The sequence below is a fragment of the Hominilimicola sp. genome (assembly GCF_046972485.1).
GTDB classification, from domain to species: domain Bacteria; phylum Bacillota; class Clostridia; order UBA1381; family UBA1381; genus Hominilimicola; species Hominilimicola fabiformis.
Genome location: NZ_JBKVWU010000018.1, coordinates 1 through 19,206, shown reverse-complemented (window position 1 = coordinate 19,206; position 19,206 = coordinate 1). Strand labels below are relative to the sequence as shown.

Here is a 19,206-nt window from a genome sequence, read left to right as displayed (position 1 = left end):
ATCAGAATTTAACATACTGTGCAAGGGTATTTTACAAAAAAATTAAAAAATATTAAAAAAATGCGTTCAAATGCAAGAAAAAAATATTTTTATTTCATTATAATAGGAGATTTCTTTAAATCCGCATTGCCGATACGGTGTGTCGGTATGGGATTGCATAGCATTGCTATATTTGTGGCACGCACATCAAGATTAAATTGCGGACTTTGTTCTTTAAAGTCAGCTGTTTTTGTGATTATCGGAACTTTGCAGATGCCTTTTGCCTGTTTTAAAATCGTCATACCGACCTTATTCATACCGAGAATACGGATATACTGTGGCATAGGGGAGTATATATCCTTTGTAAAGCCTATCAAAGCCGAGATAATCATACGTCTGATTTTGCTTGTGGTGTACCGCTTGTTTTTAACGTTTTCGACAAGGGTTTCAAAACTGTATGACATATTTGCACTGCTTAAAATTCTGTTTTCAATCCCCTCTGTAACTTCACTGATATTTTGCAAATCTTCAGCGGTCATAAGACGTAATTTTGAAATGATTGCACTGTCCAAATTCGATATGTCGTACGGAATGTCGCAATTAATATCTTCTAATTTATATGGTATAAAGTCATTTATATTTTCATTGTTTCTGTTCATTTCACGGAGCTTTGTCGCACTTGCTATATTTTGATATAAATTTCTGTCGTGGTAGCCTGCTTTGTGACGTTTGACGGTCATAGGCTTGATTTTGCTGTCAGAGCGGATTAATGCACGAATATATTCCGTTGCAAGAATGTTGTTTGGCTCAGACAATATATCTGACGGGATAAGTGCGGAATATGCCTTTGTGAGCGCGTTTGGATAACTCATACCGCCCATAACGTATTTTTTTATTTTTTCGGATATTTCGCTGTTTTCGTTTTCAAGCAATTCTGCGGCAGACATAAGTTCATCGATACTGCCTGATTCAGAGCCGAAACAAATGTTGTTGACAACACCGAGTGCGTTTAAAATATTAATACCGCCTGTCGCAAAATTCGGTGCGGCATTTAACGCATAACATACAGGAAGTTCAATAACAAGGTCAACACCGCCCGAAAGTGCCGTTTTTGCACGTGACCATTTATCCGTTATCGCAACGTCGCCACGCTGTACAAAACTGCCGCTCATTACGGCAATCACTGCGTCCGAATGTTTTTTTATTTCGTCAATTTGATATTTGTGTCCGTTGTGAAAAATATTGTATTCTGCTATAATACCGGTAATGTTCATTTTTATCTCCTCAAAATTACATTGTTAATATATATTATATCTTAAAATAAGAAGTATAGCAATAAATAAAATTGGAATATTAAATAAAGCAATGATGTAAAACAGACACAAATTTTGTATAGAATAAAAGAAAGAAAATCTACAAAACCTATTGACAAAGTAGGAAATATAAAGTAAAATATGTTTGAACAGTTATTCAAATGTTCAACTTTAATACAGGAGATGATTTTAATGAATTCAGTATACATGGACAACAATGCTACTACAAGCCTTAAAAAAGAAGTTCTTAATGCAATGATGCCATATTATACAGATATATACGGCAATGCGTCATCGAAATTCTATAAAATAGGCAGAGATGCCGAACAGGCACTTTATAAGCTTAGAGAGAGCGTTGCAAAAAGTCTTAATGCAAAAAACGTAAACGAAATTTATTTTACGGGTTCCGGTTGTGAGGCTGACAACTGGGCGATAAAAGGTATTGCACTTGCAAACAAGTCGAAGGGCAATCACATTATAACAAGCAAAATCGAACATCACGCAATTTTAAGCACTTGCGAATATCTTGAAAAGCATGGCTTTGAAGTTACTTATCTTGATGTTGATGAATACGGTTTTGTAAGTCCGAAAGCTGTTGAGGACGCTATAAAGGACAATACAATACTTATTTCAATAATGACGGCTAACAATGAAATCGGAACAGTTGAGCCAATTAAGGAAATTGCGGAAATTGCAAAGAAACACAGAGTTATTTTCCATACGGACGCAGTACAGGCTATCGGACATATGAAGATAGATTTGCAGGATTTAGGCGTTGACTTGCTTTCAATTTCTGCACATAAGTTCCATGGTCCTAAGGGTGTCGGAATGTTGTACATCAGAAACGGTATAAGAATAGACAACCTTATTCACGGCGGAGGACAGGAAAGAGGAAAGAGAGCCGCAACGGAAAATCTTGCAGGTATAGCAGGCCTTGCAAAGGCACTTGAGCTTGCAACGGAAAACCTTGATGAAAATATTGCACACGCAAAGAAAATGCGTAACAGATTGATTGAGGGTATCAGAAAGAATATTCCTTATTGCCGTCTTAACGGCCCTGAGGACGAGGGCAGACTTTGCAATAACGTAAACTTCTCATTCCAATATGTTGAGGGAGAATCAATATTGATGATGCTTGATATGAAAGGTGTTGCGGCGTCAAGCGGAAGTGCTTGTGCGTCAGGCTCGCTTGATCCGTCACACGTTCTTATTGCAATCGGTTTACCTCACGAAATTGCTCACGGTTCGCTAAGACTCAGTGTAGGCGATGAAACAACAGAGGAGGATGTTGACTACGTAGTAGAGGTACTTCCTCCGATTATACAAAGATTAAGAGATATGTCACCTTTATATGAGGGTGTAGAGAAAGGAGATAATTAATTATGTACAGTGAAAAAGTTATGGACCATTTCTCAAATCCAAGAAATGTAGGTCAGATAGACAACGCAAATGCAGTCGGTGAAGTCGGCAATGCAAAGTGCGGCGATATTATGAAGATATATATGGATATTCAAGACGATGTTATAAAAGACGTTAAGTTCAAGACATTCGGTTGCGGTGCGGCTATTGCAACAAGTTCAATGGCAACTGAAATGGTTAAGGGTAAGACTGTTGACGAGGCACTTGCTCTTACAAATAAAGCGGTTATGGAGGCACTTGACGGACTTCCGAAAGAAAAAATTCACTGCTCTGTTCTTGCTGAAGAGGCTATTCAGTCGGCAATCAACGATTACAGAAGCAAAAAGGGTGAAGCACCGCTTGAAAATAATTGTGACTTCTGTTACAAGAAATGTGACAATTCAGACAAATAACTCTATATAATCCTATAAAATACAATATAAAAACAGACAAAACATTATTGTTTTGTCTGTTTTTGCGTTTATAATCATAAAAAAATGATGATTTACAGATACAATATGGTGTTAGTAGCAGGTGTTAAACAGACTGCACAGCACAATATTTTGTATCTATTGGGTAATTATGAACATATTAGAACAATATATTTAAACATATTGTACAATGTTTAAGTTTATTTGCAAGAAAATATTGCAAAGTTATTAACGATCGTATATAATCATTGAGGTTATTGATTTAGTACCTACTACTAACAATAATTAATAAAATGTCGAAAAACATAGAAAGGAACGCTTGAAAGTGACAAGAACAATATTGAAAAAGAAACGTCATGAGTATTTGCTCAGAAAAATAAAACAAAATCCGTTTTTGAAAGACGAAGAACTTGCACAGGCTTGTAACGTGAGCGTGTCCACTATTCGTTTTGACAGAGCGGAACTTGGTATAGCAGAATATCGTGAGAGAATAAAGTCGGTGGCGGAAGAAGGTTTGGTGGCAGATACGGCGGTTGGCGAAGTGCTTGACCTTAACTTGTATCATGACGGAATATCGGTGCTTAAAACCGATGATACGATGACCTTTGACGGTACTGACATAATAAAAGGACAGTGTATATATGCTTTTGCGGAAAATTTGGCGCTAAGCGTTATTGACGCGAAGGCGGCGTTGGTAAAAATCGCAAATGTGAAATATATGCACGAGGCACACGCAGGGGAAAGACTGATTGCCAAGTCGGACGTTATGAGAGTAAAAGACGGAGGATATATCGTTCGTGTTGTCATAAAGGCAAATATGAACGAAGTATTCAGAGGAAAATTCAGCCTTGTTATGACTGATGTGAAATAGTCGGAGGAAAGATGAAGATTATAGTAGATGCAATGGGTGGTGACAATGCTCCTATGGCGCCTGTCGAGGCGGCTGTAAGAGCGGTAAAGGAACTTGATGTGGAAATAGTTCTTGTCGGCAAAAAAGAGGTTGTCGAAAAGGAACTTTCGGCATATGACTACCCAAATGATAAAATCAGTATAGCGAATGCTGATGAAGTGATAACAAACCACGAAGAACCGGCAAAGGCGGTAAGAAGCAAGAAAAATGCATCGGTGGTCGTTGCGGCAAATATGCTGAAAAAAGGCGAGGGTGATGCAATGCTTTCGATGGGTAATACAGGTGCGCTCTTAGCGTCGGGATTGCTTATTGTCGGAAGAATAAAGGGGATTTTAAGACCTGCACTTGCAACGCTTCTGCCGAGTGCAAAAGGACCGAAAATGCTTATAGACGCTGGTGCAAATACAAACTGCAAACCTGAAAATCTTGTTCAGTTCGGTATTATGGGCAGTATATATATGAAGAATGTACTCGGAATTGAAAGTCCGACTGTCGGACTTATGTCAAACGGTGAAGAAGAAGGCAAGGGCGATGAACTTACGAAGGAAACATTCCCGCTTTTGAAAAAAGCACCTATAAACTTTATCGGCAATATCGAGGGCAGAGATGTTATGGAAGGTACGGCTGACGTAATTACCTGTGACGGTTTTGTCGGAAATGTAATACTTAAAACCGTTGAGGGTATGGGACACGTCGTAAGTACGAAAGTTAAAAATATATTTATGAAAAACTTGTTTACAAAGCTCGGTGCAATATTTGTAATGGGCGGCTTGAATGAGTTTAAACAGTCTATGGATTACCGTGAATACGGCGGTGCACCGCTTTTGGGTACAAAAAGACCCGTTATAAAAGGACACGGCTCGTCAGACGGTAAAGCGGTATTTTCTGCAATCAGACAGGCAAAGAAATTTGTTGAAACAAACTTAATAGAAGAAATAGTTAATAATATAAACTGTATGGAGGAAAAGAGTAATGATTAATGCAAAGATAACAGGTGTAGGCGGATATGTTCCGGAAAAGGTATATGACAATGCGTATATGGAAAGCATTGTTGATACAAACGACGAATGGATAACAAGACGTACAGGCATAAAGGAAAGACATATTTCAGCCGACAACGAATATACAACGGATATGGCAACAATCGCCGCTAAGCGTGCTATTGAAAATGCAGGACTTACACCTGAGGATATTGACCTTATAATGCTTGCAACAGTTACACCTGATTACTTCACACCGGCTTGTGCTTGTGTTGTACAAAGCAATCTTGGTGCGGTAAATGCGGCGGCATTTGACTATAATGCGGCTTGTTCGGGATTTGTTACAGGTCTTACTATCGCAGAACAGTTTATAAAAGCAGGAACATACAAGCATATCGTTGTAGTATGTGCCGACACATTAAGCAAGGCTACAGATTATAAGGACAGAGCAACTTGCGTATTGTTCGGTGACGCGGCAGGTGCGGCAGTTGTGTCTGCAAGTGAAGAACAGGGTATTATCGCAACAGACATCGGTGCAGACGGCTCAAGCGGTCACGCTATAACAAGTCTTGCATACAGAAATGATGATGAAGAAACAGAAAAGAGAATAAGCCACAGAAAAGATACTATTTGGATGGCAGGACAAGCTGTTATGAAGTTTGCCGTCAAAGCAATGGCAGACGCAAGCGCAAGAGTTGTAAACAGTGCAGGATTGACTTGGGACGATATTGCACTTGTTGTACCTCACCAGGCTAACTACAGAATTGTTGAAAGTGCCGTAAAGAGAATGGGTATCACTGATGAAAAGGTATTTTTGAACCTTGAAAAGTATGGTAACACATCAGCGTCTTGTATCCCTGTTGCACTTACAGAGGCAGTTCAGCAAGGCAGAATTAAAAAGGGCGACAAGGTTGTACTTGTAGGCTTCGGCGGCGGACTTACATGGGGTGCGGCACTTATTGAGTGGTAAAACAAATACGTTAAATAAGAAAGGGAGAAGAGAAATGAAAACAAGATTATGTGAATTGCTTGGTATTGAATATCCTATTATTCAAGGCGGTATGGCGTGGGTAGCTACAGCCGAACTTGCGGCAGCTGTTTCAAACGGCGGCGGTATCGGACTTATCGCGGCAGGAAATGCACCGGCAGACGTTGTAAGAGCGCAAATTCAAAAGGCAAAGTCACTGACAGATAAGCCTTTTGGCGTAAACGTAATGATGATGTCACCGTTCGTTGAAGAAGTTATGCAGGTTATTATAGAAGAAAAGCCGGCAGTAGTTGCAACAGGTGCCGGTAATCCGGGTAAATACATAGCGTCACTTAAAGAGGCAGGAATTAAGATTATGCCGGTTGTTGCAAGTGTTGCAATGGCAAAGAAGATGGAAAAAGACGGTGCAGACGCAATTATCGCAGAGGGTACAGAGGCAGGCGGACATATCGGTGAACTTACAACAATGGTACTTGTACCGCAAGTTGTTGACGCGGTAAGTATTCCGGTTGTAGCGGCAGGCGGTATAGCTGACAGCAGAGGTGCTGTTGCGGCATTTGCACTTGGCGCAGACGGTATTCAAGTTGGTACAAGATTTATCTGCTCAACAGAGTGTATCGCACACGATAACTATAAGCAAGCCGTTATAAAGGCAAAAGACAGAGATGCGGTTGTTACGGGCAGATCAACAGGTGCGCCTGTAAGAGCGCTTAAAAACAAACTTACTCGTGAATATGACAAACTTGAAAAGCAAGGTGCGTCATTTGAAGAAATAGAAGCACTTGGCGTTGGCGGTCTAAGACGTGCATTTGAAGAAGGTGACACACAAACCGGTTCACTTATGGCAGGTCAATCAGCCGCTATGGTACACGAAATTCAACCTTGTGCAGACATAATCAAGAGTTATTTTGACGGTACAGAGGCAGTTATTGAAACAATTACTTCTAAACTTAAATAAGAATTTCTTATTAGATAAATTAAGAAAGGAAAATAAATATAATGGGTAAATTAGCATTTGTATTTGCAGGACAAGGCGCACAAGCTGTCGGAATGGGTAAGGAACTTGCCGAAAACTTCCCGATTGCCGATAAGACATTTGACGAGGCAAGTGAGGCACTTGGCTTTGATATAAAGGATATGATTTGGAACGGCGACAGTGAAACTCTTATGATTACAGAGAACACGCAGCCGACAATCGTTACAATGAGCGTTGCGGCACTTAGAGTATTGCAAGAAAAAGGTATTAAGCCTGACGTTGTTGCCGGACTTAGCCTTGGTGAATATACTGCACATATTGCGTCGGGTTCAATGGAATTTGCCGACGGTGTAAGACTTGTAAAAAAACGCGGTAAGTATATGCAGGAGGAAGTGCCTGTAGGAAAAGGCGCTATGGCGGCTATTATCGCACTTTCCGCAGAGGACGTTATCGCTTGCTGCGAAGAGGCGTCAAAAGTCGGTATTTGTTCACCTGCAAACTTTAACTGTCCTGGTCAAATCGTTGTATCGGGTGAAGTTGAGGCAGTGGATAAGTGTTGTGAATTGGCAAAGGAAAAGGGCGCAAAACGTGCTTTAAAGCTTCCTGTTTCAGCTCCGTTCCATTGTGCTATGCTTATAGGCGCAGGCGAAAAACTTGCAAAAGAACTTGAAAATGTAGAAGTTAAGGATATGCAAATTCCTGTAATCACAAACGTAACTGCTGATTACGTTTCTTCAAAGGAAGATATTAAACCGCTTTTAATCAAGCAAGTATCTTCATCTGTTAAATGGGAAGAAACTATCAGAAGAATGATAGCAGACGGAGTTGATACATTCGTTGAAGTCGGACCGGGTAAGGCACTTAGCGGATTTATAAAGAAAGTTTCAAGAGATGTAAAGGTGTTTAACGTAGAGGATATGGCTTCACTTGAAAAGACTCTTGAAGGTCTTAACGCATAACAGAGAGGAGATAAAGAAATGTTAAAAGGTAAAACAGCGGTAATTACAGGCTCGGGCAGAGGTATAGGTAAATCAATCGCCCTAAAACTTGCGTCACACGGTGCAAATATCGTTATAAACGATATTCCTTCATCGGATTATGCAGACGAAACTTGTGAAGAAGTTAAAAAGCTTGGTGTAGAATGTATAGTTGTTAAAGGCGATGTAAGAAATACCGAAGATGTTCAGAAACTTGTATCGGAAACTATGGATAAATTCGGTCATATTGACATATTTGTTAATAACGCAGGCATTACAAGAGACGGTCTTATGATTAGAATGTCAGAGGACGATTGGGATCTTGTTATGGATATAAATCTAAAGGGTGCATTTAATTGTATCAAAGCAGTTGCAAGACCTATGATGAAACAAAGAAGCGGTGCTATAATCAATATGGCGTCAATCGTAGGTGTTATGGGTAATCCGGGTCAGGCAAACTATGTTGCCTCAAAAGCAGGTCTTATCGGTCTTACAAAGACAACAGCAAAGGAATTTGCATCAAGAGGTATCAGATGTAACGCAGTAGCACCGGGCTTTATCCGTTCTGCTATGACAGATGTATTGTCTGATGATGTAAAGAAGAAATATCTTGACTCAATTCCGCTTGGAAAATTCGGAGAAACTGAAAATATTGCAGATGTTGTTGCATTTTTGGCATCTGATATGTCAAAATACGTTACAGGTCAAGTAATAAATGTTGACGGCGGACTTGTTATGTAATATAATATGTATATAATTCGTTTAGAATTTATATAGACATTACTGAAAGGGGGTGCAAGTGAATAATGGAATTTGAAAGAGTAAAGAACGTTATCGTTGACCAACTAAGTGTTGATGCAGATGAAGTAACTTTGGAAGCATCATTCGTTGACGATTTGGGTGCAGACTCATTGGACGTTGTTGAACTTATCATGGGTCTTGAAACAGAATTTGATATCGAAATCCCTGATGAAGATGCTGAAAAGATCAGCACAGTAGGCGACGCAGTTGAATATATTAAGAGTCATGCGTAAGATACGAAGTCGTGCCTTGTATCAATACTCTTGGTGCAAGGCATGAAATTTTTTTGAAAAAAGAAATTAATTTTATTATATAGATAAGGATAAACAATAGGAGGTAACTAAATGAGAAGAGTTGTTGTAACAGGCTTAGGTGCTGTAACCCCTATAGGAAATAACGTTGAAGAATTTTGGAACGGTATCAAAGCAGGTAAATGCGGTATTGATAAAGTAACACTTTTTGACGCAACTGATTTTAAGACACAGATTGCCGGTGAAATTAAGAATTTTGAGCCGACTGATTTTATCGAGAAGAAAGACGCTCGTAAAATGGACAGATATACTCAGCTTGCAATGGTAGCGGCTGATGAGGCTGTTAAGGATTCGGGTCTTAATATGGAAGACGAAGACCCTTGGAAAGTCGGAGTTATAACAGGTTCGGGTATCGGCGGTATCCATACTCTTGAGGAACAGCATAAGTCACTTCTTGACAGAGGTCCGGGACGTGTAAGTCCGTTCTTTATTCCTATGATGATAGGTAATATGGGCGCTGCACAGATTGCTATTAAGTACGGAGCAAGAGGTGTAAATGAAAATATCGTTACAGCTTGTGCTTCGGGTACAAACGCTATCGGTGATGCTTTAAGACACATTCAGCACGGTGCTAACGATGTTATCATCACAGGCGGTGCAGAGGCGGCTGTAAGTCCGCTTGCATTTGCAGGCTTCTGTAATATGAAAGCTATGTCAACAAGAAATGACGATCCTAAAACAGCGTCAAGACCGTTTGACGCAGAACGTGACGGATTTGTTCTAAGTGAAGGTGCAGGCTTTATAGTTATAGAAGAACTTGAACACGCAAAGAAGAGAGGAGCTCACATTTATTGTGAACTTGTCGGCTACGGTGCAACTGATGATGCTTACCACATCACAAGCCCTATTCCGGGCGGTGTCGGCGGTGCAAAGGCTATGTCACTTGCAATCGAAGACGCAGGTTTAAAGCCTGAAGATGTAACATACATCAATGCTCACGGTACATCAACAAAGTACAATGACGAGTTTGAAACACAAGCTATAAAAGAGGCTCTTGGCGATGCGGCTAAGAACGTTGCAGTAAGCTCAACAAAGTCAATGACAGGTCACCTTTTGGGTGCGGCAGGCGGTGTCGAGGCAATCGTTTGTGCATTGGCTATCAAGGACGGTTACATTCCTGCAACAATCAATTACAATACACCTGACCCTGCTTGTGATTTGGATATAGTTCCGAATAAGGGCAGAGAACAGGAAGTTAAAGTTGCAATGTCAAATTCACTTGGATTTGGCGGTCATAACGCAACTATCGTAATGAAAAAGTACGAAGATTAATTAAATAAACTTAAACAATAGAGGATGTCTTTTTAAGGCACCCTCTACTGTTATGTGGATTGCTCTAAGCGGTGAACGGTTCACTCTTTAGAGCAGTGTATGTACAGAGAAAGGAAAGCTGTTATGAAAAACGTACAAGAGAAAATCGGTTACACATTTAAAAATGTCAATCTTTTAGAAACGGCACTTACACACAGCTCATATGCGAATGAGTGTAAAAAAGAAAATAACGAACGTCTTGAATTTTTGGGCGATTCTGTTTTGAGTGTTATAATCAGTGACTATATATTCAGACGTTTGCCGAATGTTGACGAGGGCTGGCTTTCAAAATATCGTGCAACGCTTGTCTGCGAACAGTCGCTTAACGAAATATCTAAGAAAATTTCGCTTAGCAAATTTATATTGCTTGGTAAGGGTGAAGAAATGACAGGCGGACGTCAGAGAGCGTCTATCATTTCAGACGCATTTGAGGCAGTTTTGGCGGCAATTTATCTTGACGGCGGTATGGAAACGGCAAGAAAATGGGTAATCGACCTTATGCGTGATTCGATTAACGAAGTTGTGACAGGTCACGGATATGCCGACTATAAAACAATGCTGCAAGAGGCACTTCAAAAAGGTACACAGGGCAAAGTCACATACAGAACAATCGGCGAATCCGGTTTGGATCACAACAAAGTGTTTGAAGTTGAAGTGCTTGTCGATGATGTTCCTAAAAATAAAGGAACAGGTCACAGCAAAAAAGAGGCTGAACAAAATGCGGCACATACTTTGCTTAAATCAATGGGAAAAGTACAGTGACTATGAAAACGTATAATATACCGATATTTGTACCGCACAGAGGTTGTCCGTTTGATTGTGTTTTTTGCAATCAAAAACGTATAACGGGGACACAAAAAGAAGTCACGGCTGATGATGTTCATAATATTATAGGCGAATATCTTAAAACATTGCCGAGTAAAAACAGACGTATCGAGGCGGCGTTTTTTGGCGGCAGTTTTACCGGTATACCGATTAACGAACAAAGCGAACTTTTAGCCGCCGCGAATGAATATCTTAAAAAAGGAGATATTGACGGAATACGTCTTTCAACCAGACCTGATTATATAGATAAAGAAATACTTGATAATCTGCTTAAATACGGAGTTACAACGATTGAACTCGGTGTACAGTCTATGGACGACAGTGTTTTGAAATCGTCAAACAGGGGACACACAAGAGAAGATGTTATTAATGCGGTAAAGCTGATAAAGGAATATCCGTTTACACTCGGACTTCAGATGATGACAGGTTTGCCAGGTGATACCGATGAAAAATCGCTTTATACGGCAGATGAAATAATAAAGCTGAAACCTGATATTGTACGCATATATCCGACGCTTACCATAAAGGACACATTCCTTGAAAAAATGTATCTTACGGGTAAATATAAACCGCAGTCGGTTTATGAGGCGGTTAATCTTGCAAAACAGCTTTTATTGAAATTTGAAAAGAATAATATAACTGTTATAAGAGTCGGTTTACAGTCGACCGATGAAATAAGCGAGAACGGTTCTGTTGTTGCAGGACCTGTACACAGCTCATTTCGTGAACTTGTCGAAAGCAGTATTTATTATGACATTATATGCAGTAAATTGAAAGACGGCTGTAAAAGAGCAGATGTTTATGTAAATCCGAGAGAAGTTTCAAAAGCAGTCGGTAATAAGCGTTGCAATATAATTAAATTAAAACAAGAGAAAAATATTGATGTAAAGATATGTACAGATGAAAATTTGGGAAAAAGAGAGGTGAGATGTACTTGCTATTAAAAAGACTTGAACTGCAAGGTTTTAAATCGTTTGCCGATAAAACAATTCTTGAATTTGTCGAAGGCTCAACGGCGGTCGTAGGTCCGAACGGCAGCGGAAAAAGTAATATTTCCGACGCTATTCGTTGGGTTATCGGTGAAATGAGTGCAAAATCTCTCAGAGGTTCTAATATGCAAGATGTCATTTTTGCAGGTACAGAAACGAGAAAGCCTGTCAATTTTGCGGAAGTGAGTCTTGTACTTGATAACAGTAGTCATTTGTTTGATATAAATTATGATGAAGTTGTTGTAACAAGACGACTGTTCAGAAGCGGTGAAAGTGTGTATCAGATTAATCGCTCAAACTGTCGTTTGAAAGATATACATGAGCTGTTTATGGATACGGGTCTTGGACGTGACGGTTATTCTATTATCGGACAGGGTAATGTGTCGCAGATATTGTCAACCAAAGCCGAGGACAGAAGAAGTCTGTTTGAGGAGGCGGCAGGTATATCAAAATACAAGTACAGACGTGAAGAGGCGGAACGAAAGCTAAAGGGTGTTGAAGAAAACCTTGTAAGAATTTCCGATATAACGACTGAACTTGAAGGTCAGCGAGGACCTCTTAAACGTCAGTCGGAAAAAGCGAGAAAGTATTTGACATACTATGAAGAATATAAAGGACTTGACGTAAATTTAAGCATTATAACGATAGACAAAAACCGACTTGCCGCCAAAGAGGCAGACAGGCTTTATAACAGTGTTGAAGAAGAGCTTGCCGAGCTCAGAGCAACGGAATCGGAAACAGAACAAAAAATCACATCGCTTTATAATGAAAGTGAACAAGCCGATACCGAAATAGCGGAACAGAACAAACTTCTTCGTGAGGCTGAGTCAAAGAATATGGAAACCAAAAATCATATTTCTTTATTTGAAAACAACATAAAGAATAATGAACTTATGCTTAAAAGAATTGATAACGAAATTCAAAGCATAAAAGATAAAAATATTGAACGCGAGAACAGTATAGAAAAGCAAAAGGCAGAGATTGAAGAAAAGAATAAAGATGCCGAAGAAATGCTTACTGCGTTCGATTCTATGAAAGAGGAACAGGACGAAATTGCAAAGCAGAAAGATACTCTTTCAAAAGAAATCGACAGTCTGCAGGGCGATATTATCGAAAAGCAGAATTTGATTGCGACAAAGCGTGCACAAATAAACGGTGTTGAAAATTTGAGGAGCAGTTTTATAGAACGACGAGAAGTGGTTGAAACCGAAATAAAGACCTTTAACGAGGGTGTTTCAAACACAAAACAGGAGATAGAAAACTGCAAAAAGGAAATATCGGAAAAGTCTGAAAAGTGCGGTAAGATGAAAGAAACCATAAACCGCCATAACGAAAACATAAATAAGTTAAAATCCGAAAACGATAAACTTACATCAAGTCTTAACAATATGAATGTCGAGTATAATTCAAAATCTTCAAAGAAGAAAATTCTTGAGGGTATGGAAAACGATTATGCGGGATATTCAAAGAGCGTAAAGGCTGTGCTTAAAGCCGAAGAACTGAAAAAAATCAGAATTTACGGTACTGTATCGGGACTTGTGGACGTAAAAAAGGAATACGTTACGGCTATTGAAATCGCACTCGGCGGAGCGTTGCAGAATATCATAGTAGAGAGCGAAGAGGACGCAAAGACGGCGATTAATTATCTTCGCAGAAATAATGCAGGTCGTGCAACATTTTTGCCGGTGTCGGCTGTAAAAGGCAGAGAACTTGATAATGTTGGTGAAATAAGCAAGCAAAAAGGCTTTATCGGACTTGGAAGCAAACTTATAAAGTATAACAGTAAGTACGACGGTATTATAAAAAGTTTGCTCGGCAGAGTCGTTGTGGTTGATAATGTGGATAATGCCATTGCTATGAGCCGACATTTCGGGTATAAATTCAGAGTTGTAACACTTGAGGGCGAAATATTGAACGCAGGCGGTTCGATGTCCGGCGGCAGCGTAAATAAGCAAAGCGGATTTTTGTCGAGAGCTACTGAAATAAAAACACTTACATCGGAATTAAACGATTTGTCAGTTAAAATAAAAGAGGTTGGCGACAAAAAACAGCAGATTGAAAATGATATGAGAACTATAAATAATCAGTTGTCGTCATATGTTCCGCTTGTGAGAGAGTATGAGGACGAGATACTTCGTCTGGAAAATACGCAAAAACATCTTGAAGAAAAGATTGAATCGGGAAGTAATACGGAGAAAAACTATAAAGCAGAGCTTGGACAGATTGAAAAGCAGCTGTCGGAATCTTCGGATGATATTGCCGAGCTTTTGCAGAATGTCAGAAATCTTGAAAAAGAAAGTAATGACTTACAGAGCAAAGCGGAAAAACTGAATGAAGAATTTAATCGAATTTCAGAGGAAAAAGACGAGAAGTCACAAAGCTTGATGGATAACACGATGAAACTTGCAGATATGCAAAGGGACATTAAAGTTATCGAAAAAGATATTGAAACAAAGAAGAATGATATTGCAAATTCCGTAAAAGATATAGCACAAAAAGAGCAAGATAAAACAAGAATATGTGCCGAAAACGAAAGTTTAAAACAGCAGATTGAGGACAAAAACAAGCTGACGGAAGAAATCGCAAAGAGTACGGCGGATATAAATGATTATATCGAGAGTATTCAGAAGAAGAAAAGCGATATTTCAACGTCACTTCAAAATATCCAAAATTCAAATAAGGATTTAACTGATAAATTGCTGAACTTGCAACAGGAACTTTCAAGACTTGAAAACAGACGTGAAAAACTCAATAACGATATTGAAAATATTATAGGCAGATTGTGGGAGGACTACGAACTGACTTATAACAGTGCGTGTGAAATTAAGACAGAAGTGGAAAACGAGAAAGAATCGTTTGCAAGATTGTCGCAATTGAAGTCGCAGATAAAATCACTTGGCAGTGTAAACGTCGATTCTATCGAAGAATATAAAGCGGTAGAGGAGAGGTTTGTGTTCTTGACAGAGCAAAAGAGCGATCTTGAAAAGTCGAAAAACGAACTTAACGGAATAATAGAGTCAATGGAAGAATTGATGAAAGAGCATTTCGGGAAGCAGTTTCAGGAAATCAATGAGAGTTTCAGTCTGGTATTCAGTGAACTTTTCGGCGGCGGCAAAGGTGAATTGACTTTATCTGATCCGAGCAATGTTCTTGAAAGCGGTATTGAAATTATCGCACAGCTTCCGGGTAAAGGTTCGCAGAATATCAATCTGTATTCGGGCGGTGAAAAGTCGTTTATTGCTATTGCACTTCTGTTTGCAATACTTCGAGTAAAACCGGCTCCGTTCTGTATTTTGGACGAGATTGATGCGGCACTTGACGATGTAAACGTTTCGAGATTTGCAACATATTTAAAAAATTATATTGAACAGACACAATTCATTGTTATCACTCACAGACGTGGTACAATGGAGGCGGCAAATATTTTATACGGCGTAACAATGCAGGAAAAAGGCGTTTCTAAGTTGTTGTCACTTCATATAGATGATGTCGCAGACGATATGGTCAGTTAGGAGTAGTATATGGGATTCTTTGATAAGTTAAAAAACGGTTTGACAAAAACCCGTGAATCAATCGCAAAACAAGTTAATAATGTATTCAGTGTGTTCGTAAAAGTTGACGACGAACTTTTTGAAAATCTTGAAGAGGCACTTATTATGGCAGATATAGGTGTAGAAACTTCAACATACATTATTGAAAAACTTCGTGATAATGTTAAACACAAGCATATCACAGACGGAAACCTTGTAAAAGAGGAATTAAAGAGCATAATAAGCGAAATACTCAGTGCGCTTGATACAACGGTGAATACGTCAACAACACCGTCTGTTATTTTGGTGATTGGCGTAAACGGTGTCGGAAAAACAACGAGTATCGGAAAAATCGCATCACATTATAAGTCGATGGGTAAAAAGGTACTTCTTGCGGCGGCTGACACATTCAGAGCGGCAGCGATAGACCAGCTTGACATATGGGCACAGAGAAGCGGTTGCGATATAATCAAGCACCAAGAAAACAGTGATCCGGCGGCAGTTGTGTTTGACGCTTGTACGGCGGCAAAGGCGCGTGGTGCTGATATTCTTATATGTGATACAGCCGGCAGACTTCATAATAAGAAAAATCTTATGGCGGAGCTTGCGAAGATTAACCGTGTAATTGAACGTGAACTGCCTGATTCGGCAAGAGAAACATTGCTTGTCCTTGACGCGACAACAGGTCAAAATGCGGTAAGTCAGGCAAAATTATTCTCCGAGGCGGCGGATATTACGGGAATTATCCTTACAAAGCTTGACGGTACGGCAAAAGGCGGTATTGTAATATCAATAGCAAAGGAACAGAATGTTCCAGTTAAATTTGTAGGCGTCGGTGAAGGTATCGACGACTTACAGGAATTTAACAGCGATGATTTTGCAAAGGCTATATTTGAAGAATAAATAATATAAACTCTGACAGTCAAAAAATGGCGGTCAGAGTTTTTTTGTACAGTTTTTTGGACATAGGTGAATGTATAATTTAAGTAGAAAAGGAGATGGGAGAAATGAAAGAACAAAATAGAAAATTGACTATTGCAGAACGGTTAAGAAATGGAGAAAAAGTTATTTGTGCAAAGTGTAAAAAAGGCTATTATGTTACTGATGCGAAAGATATAAGTACAAGTTATGAATTTTATTGCAACAGATGTAATTCTATGGTAAATACAGACCGGGTTATAGATATTGAATAGAAAAGTATAAAAAGTTGAAAGGAGATGAAAGAAATGAAAAATTCGGTTTTAGTCACAATAGCGGGACTTGCTCATTATTACGGAACGAAGCCGTTCAAAGTCGGAGCGGTAATAAAATTGAAAAAGGAATATGATAACAAATACGATGACGAGGCGATAAGAGCGCAACTGCCGTATATCGGTACAGTCGGTTACGTCGCAAACAGTACATATACGGTCTATTCGGGTACATACAGTGCGGGACGTTTATATGATAAAATAGGCGAATGTGCGTGTGCGAAAATTATTTTAATAACACATTCAAGCGCTGTTGCGGAAGTAATAGAGGGCTGTCCGTCAGAGAATATGGGCGAATGTGTATTTGAATAAAAATAAAAAAAGTTATCCATAAAGGATAACTTTTTTTGTGGCTGCGGATCCAGGATTCGAACCCGGACAGAACGAGTCAGAGTCGTTAGTGCTACCTTTACACAAATCCGCAACGATAACTGACAAATGATATAATACCATATAATCTAACTTTTGTCAACAGTTTTTTTAAAAAGTTTTTTTGCTGTTGATAAATATAATTTTATATGATAGAATATATATTATTAATCAAAAAAAATGGTGCGAGGGACCGGACTTGAACCGGCACGGTTAAACCACACGCCCCTCAAACGTGCGCGTCTGCCTATTCCGCCACCCTCGCATTAACGTGATTTATTATACCAATAAAAAAGAGTTTTGTCAATTAAAATAAATATTTTTTGTGGAGATGTTTTTTAATGAAAAAAATTTTGGCACTTGTTATTATGACTATAATTACTTTTTCACAGTTAAGTGCTTTTGCAATGGTGGAATCTGCCGAGTGTGCGTGCGTTATAAATGCGTTGACGGGTGATGTTGTATTTTCAAAAAATATGAACCAAAAACACGCAATGGCAAGCACAACTAAAATAATGACAGCCATTGTTGCTATTGAACGTTGTAATATGGACGAAATTGTTGATGTGAGTGCGACGGCGGCAAATCAAGAGGGTTCGGCGGCATACATATCTGAGGGAAATCAATATTATATGAAAGATTTGCTTTACGGTTTAATGCTTAATTCCGGAAATGACGCGGCGGTAGCGATAGCCGAACATGTGGCGGGAAGTGAGGAATCATTTGCGGAGCTGATGAATGAAAAAGCGGAAGAACTCGGACTCGGCAATACGCATTTTATGAATCCGAGCGGACTTGACAATCCGGAACATTACACAACGGTTTACAATCTTGCACTTATTGCAAGATATGCAATGACGCTGCCGCAGTTTCGGGAAATAGTCGCAACGCAGACTGCGCAAGTACAGGCATTAAATTCAGATGAAATACTTTATTTTTCAAACCACAATAAAATGCTAAGTCTGTATGAGGGAGCAAACGGCATAAAAACAGGCTTTACAAAGTCAACGGGCAGATGTCTTGTATCGTCTGCACAGAGGGACGGAATGGAGTTTATAGCGGTGACTTTGAATGATCCGAACGATTGGAATGACCACGCGAAAATGCTTGATTACGCATTTTCGGAACATTATCCGAAAAAACTTATAGAGCAGGGCGATACAGTAAAGGTTACGAATATTGACGGAAAAGATTATTCAATGGTTGCGGCGAGTGACTTTACAATACCGTTTAAAGAACATCAGAAAACGCAGGTAGAAGTTATATCGCATATATCAAATGACTTACAAGCACCTATAAATCAAGGCGAAAAAGTGGGGTGGCTTGAAATTGTGTGTGACGGAGTGAGCATCGGTGAAGTTGATATTATTTCGGAAAACGATATTTACGGAGTAAGCAATATAAGATTGAAAAACAGTTTTTTCAGCAGTTTTATAAGAGTTGCGAAAATATTGTTGGTATAAATGAAAGGAGAAAAAATGGGAGAGATAGTAAGATTACAAAAATATATAGCAATGAGCGGTGTTGCGTCAAGACGTGCCGCAGAAACTATGATACAAGAGGGCAGAGTTAAGGTAAACGGCAAGAAAATAACGGAACAAGGCGTAAAAATCGAAATCGGTGCAGACAATGTATCCGTTGACGATAAGCCGATAAAGCTTAAAAACAAGAAGTATTATATAATGCTTAATAAGCCTGTCGGATATGTTTCAACCGCAAAAGACCAATTTGACCGACCGACTGTTGTTGACCTTATAAAAGAAGATTTGGGTGACGTAAGAATTTTTCCTGTCGGACGACTTGACTATGAAACCGAGGGATTGCTTTTGCTTACAAATGACGGTGACTTCACATACAAAGTCACGCAC

Annotated in this window: 19 protein-coding genes and 2 tRNA genes; 18 read left to right on the top strand and 3 right to left on the bottom strand. The window is 39.3% G+C overall.

Annotated features, from left to right (window positions below; translation table 11 throughout):
* Positions 1 to 89 precede the first annotated feature (89 nt).
* Positions 90 to 1,253, bottom strand: a complete 1,164-nt coding sequence (locus ACLTU0_RS03785; RefSeq protein WP_412321444.1) for a nucleotidyltransferase — start codon at positions 1,251 to 1,253, stop codon at positions 90 to 92.
* Positions 1,254 to 1,484: 231 nt separating this feature from the next.
* Here ACLTU0_RS03785 and nifS point away from each other — a divergent pair, with 231 nt between their 5' ends.
* From nifS to ACLTU0_RS03705, 16 genes are all read left to right on the top strand, one after another.
* Positions 1,485 to 2,672, top strand: a complete 1,188-nt coding sequence (gene nifS, locus ACLTU0_RS03780) for a cysteine desulfurase NifS (protein WP_412321443.1) — start codon at positions 1,485 to 1,487, stop codon at positions 2,670 to 2,672.
* Positions 2,672 to 3,103, top strand: a complete 432-nt coding sequence (gene nifU, locus ACLTU0_RS03775; protein WP_117965835.1) for a Fe-S cluster assembly scaffold protein NifU — start codon at positions 2,672 to 2,674, stop codon at positions 3,101 to 3,103. Before nifS ends, nifU begins: the two co-directional genes overlap by 1 nt.
* 343 nt (positions 3,104 to 3,446) lie before the next feature.
* Positions 3,447 to 3,992, top strand: coding sequence for a DeoR family transcriptional regulator (locus ACLTU0_RS03770; RefSeq protein ID WP_022229304.1), 546 nt, complete (start codon positions 3,447 to 3,449; stop codon positions 3,990 to 3,992).
* 11 nt (positions 3,993 to 4,003) lie between these two features.
* Positions 4,004 to 5,011 carry a phosphate acyltransferase PlsX gene (gene plsX, locus ACLTU0_RS03765; RefSeq protein WP_022229303.1) on the top strand — a complete coding sequence of 336 codons (1,008 nt, stop codon included), beginning with the start codon at positions 4,004 to 4,006 and terminating at the stop codon, positions 5,009 to 5,011.
* On the top strand, positions 5,004 to 5,981 hold the full coding sequence (locus ACLTU0_RS03760) for a beta-ketoacyl-ACP synthase III (RefSeq protein ID WP_117965833.1): 978 nt from the start codon (positions 5,004 to 5,006) through the stop codon (positions 5,979 to 5,981). The genes plsX and ACLTU0_RS03760 overlap by 8 nt, the downstream gene beginning before the upstream one ends.
* A 34-nt stretch (positions 5,982 to 6,015) precedes the next feature.
* Positions 6,016 to 6,957 carry an enoyl-[acyl-carrier-protein] reductase FabK gene (gene fabK, locus ACLTU0_RS03755; protein WP_147514104.1) on the top strand — a complete coding sequence of 314 codons (942 nt, stop codon included), beginning with the start codon at positions 6,016 to 6,018 and terminating at the stop codon, positions 6,955 to 6,957.
* A gap of 41 nt (positions 6,958 to 6,998) precedes the next feature.
* Positions 6,999 to 7,934, top strand: a complete 936-nt coding sequence (fabD, locus tag ACLTU0_RS03750; protein WP_337600014.1) for an ACP S-malonyltransferase — start codon at positions 6,999 to 7,001, stop codon at positions 7,932 to 7,934.
* A gap of 18 nt (positions 7,935 to 7,952) precedes the next feature.
* Entirely contained in the window at positions 7,953 to 8,693 is a 741-nt protein-coding gene (fabG, locus tag ACLTU0_RS03745; protein WP_022229299.1) for a 3-oxoacyl-[acyl-carrier-protein] reductase, read from the top strand.
* Positions 8,694 to 8,758: 65 nt separating this feature from the next.
* A complete protein-coding gene (acpP, locus tag ACLTU0_RS03740; RefSeq protein WP_022229298.1) occupies positions 8,759 to 8,986 on the top strand; it encodes an acyl carrier protein in 228 nt (75 codons plus the stop codon).
* Positions 8,987 to 9,097: 111 nt separating this feature from the next.
* Positions 9,098 to 10,336: a beta-ketoacyl-ACP synthase II gene (gene fabF / locus ACLTU0_RS03735; protein WP_412321442.1), complete on the top strand. Its 1,239-nt coding sequence runs from the start codon at positions 9,098 to 9,100 to the stop codon at positions 10,334 to 10,336.
* Between the two features lie 123 nt (positions 10,337 to 10,459).
* On the top strand, positions 10,460 to 11,137 hold the full coding sequence (gene rnc, locus ACLTU0_RS03730) for a ribonuclease III (protein ID WP_412321441.1): 678 nt from the start codon (positions 10,460 to 10,462) through the stop codon (positions 11,135 to 11,137).
* 2 nt (positions 11,138 to 11,139) lie between these two features.
* Entirely contained in the window at positions 11,140 to 12,144 is a 1,005-nt protein-coding gene (locus ACLTU0_RS03725) for an elongator complex protein 3 (protein WP_412321440.1), read from the top strand.
* A complete protein-coding gene (gene smc / locus ACLTU0_RS03720; RefSeq protein ID WP_412321439.1) occupies positions 12,129 to 15,701 on the top strand; it encodes a chromosome segregation protein SMC in 3,573 nt (1,190 codons plus the stop codon). The genes ACLTU0_RS03725 and smc overlap by 16 nt, the downstream gene beginning before the upstream one ends.
* Positions 15,702 to 15,710: 9 nt before the next feature.
* Positions 15,711 to 16,622, top strand: a complete 912-nt coding sequence (gene ftsY, locus ACLTU0_RS03715; protein WP_117965819.1) for a signal recognition particle-docking protein FtsY — start codon at positions 15,711 to 15,713, stop codon at positions 16,620 to 16,622.
* A 104-nt stretch (positions 16,623 to 16,726) separates the two neighbouring features.
* Positions 16,727 to 16,912 (top strand): hypothetical protein, encoded by a 186-nt coding sequence (locus ACLTU0_RS03710; RefSeq protein WP_412321438.1) that lies wholly within the window; start codon positions 16,727 to 16,729, stop codon positions 16,910 to 16,912.
* Between the two features lie 33 nt (positions 16,913 to 16,945).
* Entirely contained in the window at positions 16,946 to 17,281 is a 336-nt protein-coding gene (locus tag ACLTU0_RS03705; RefSeq protein ID WP_412321437.1) for an HIRAN domain-containing protein, read from the top strand.
* A gap of 38 nt (positions 17,282 to 17,319) precedes the next feature.
* Here ACLTU0_RS03705 and ACLTU0_RS03700 read toward each other — a convergent pair.
* A tRNA-Gln gene (locus ACLTU0_RS03700) sits at positions 17,320 to 17,393 on the bottom strand.
* A 126-nt stretch (positions 17,394 to 17,519) separates the two neighbouring features.
* Positions 17,520 to 17,603: transfer RNA gene (locus tag ACLTU0_RS03695), tRNA-Leu, on the bottom strand.
* Between the two features lie 76 nt (positions 17,604 to 17,679).
* Here ACLTU0_RS03695 and ACLTU0_RS03690 point away from each other — a divergent pair.
* On the top strand, positions 17,680 to 18,801 hold the full coding sequence (locus ACLTU0_RS03690) for a D-alanyl-D-alanine carboxypeptidase family protein (protein ID WP_412321436.1): 1,122 nt from the start codon (positions 17,680 to 17,682) through the stop codon (positions 18,799 to 18,801).
* 15 nt (positions 18,802 to 18,816) lie between these two features.
* Positions 18,817 to 19,206 (top strand): pseudouridine synthase (locus tag ACLTU0_RS03685; RefSeq protein WP_412321435.1); only part of this gene is annotated, 390 nt, incomplete at its 3' end.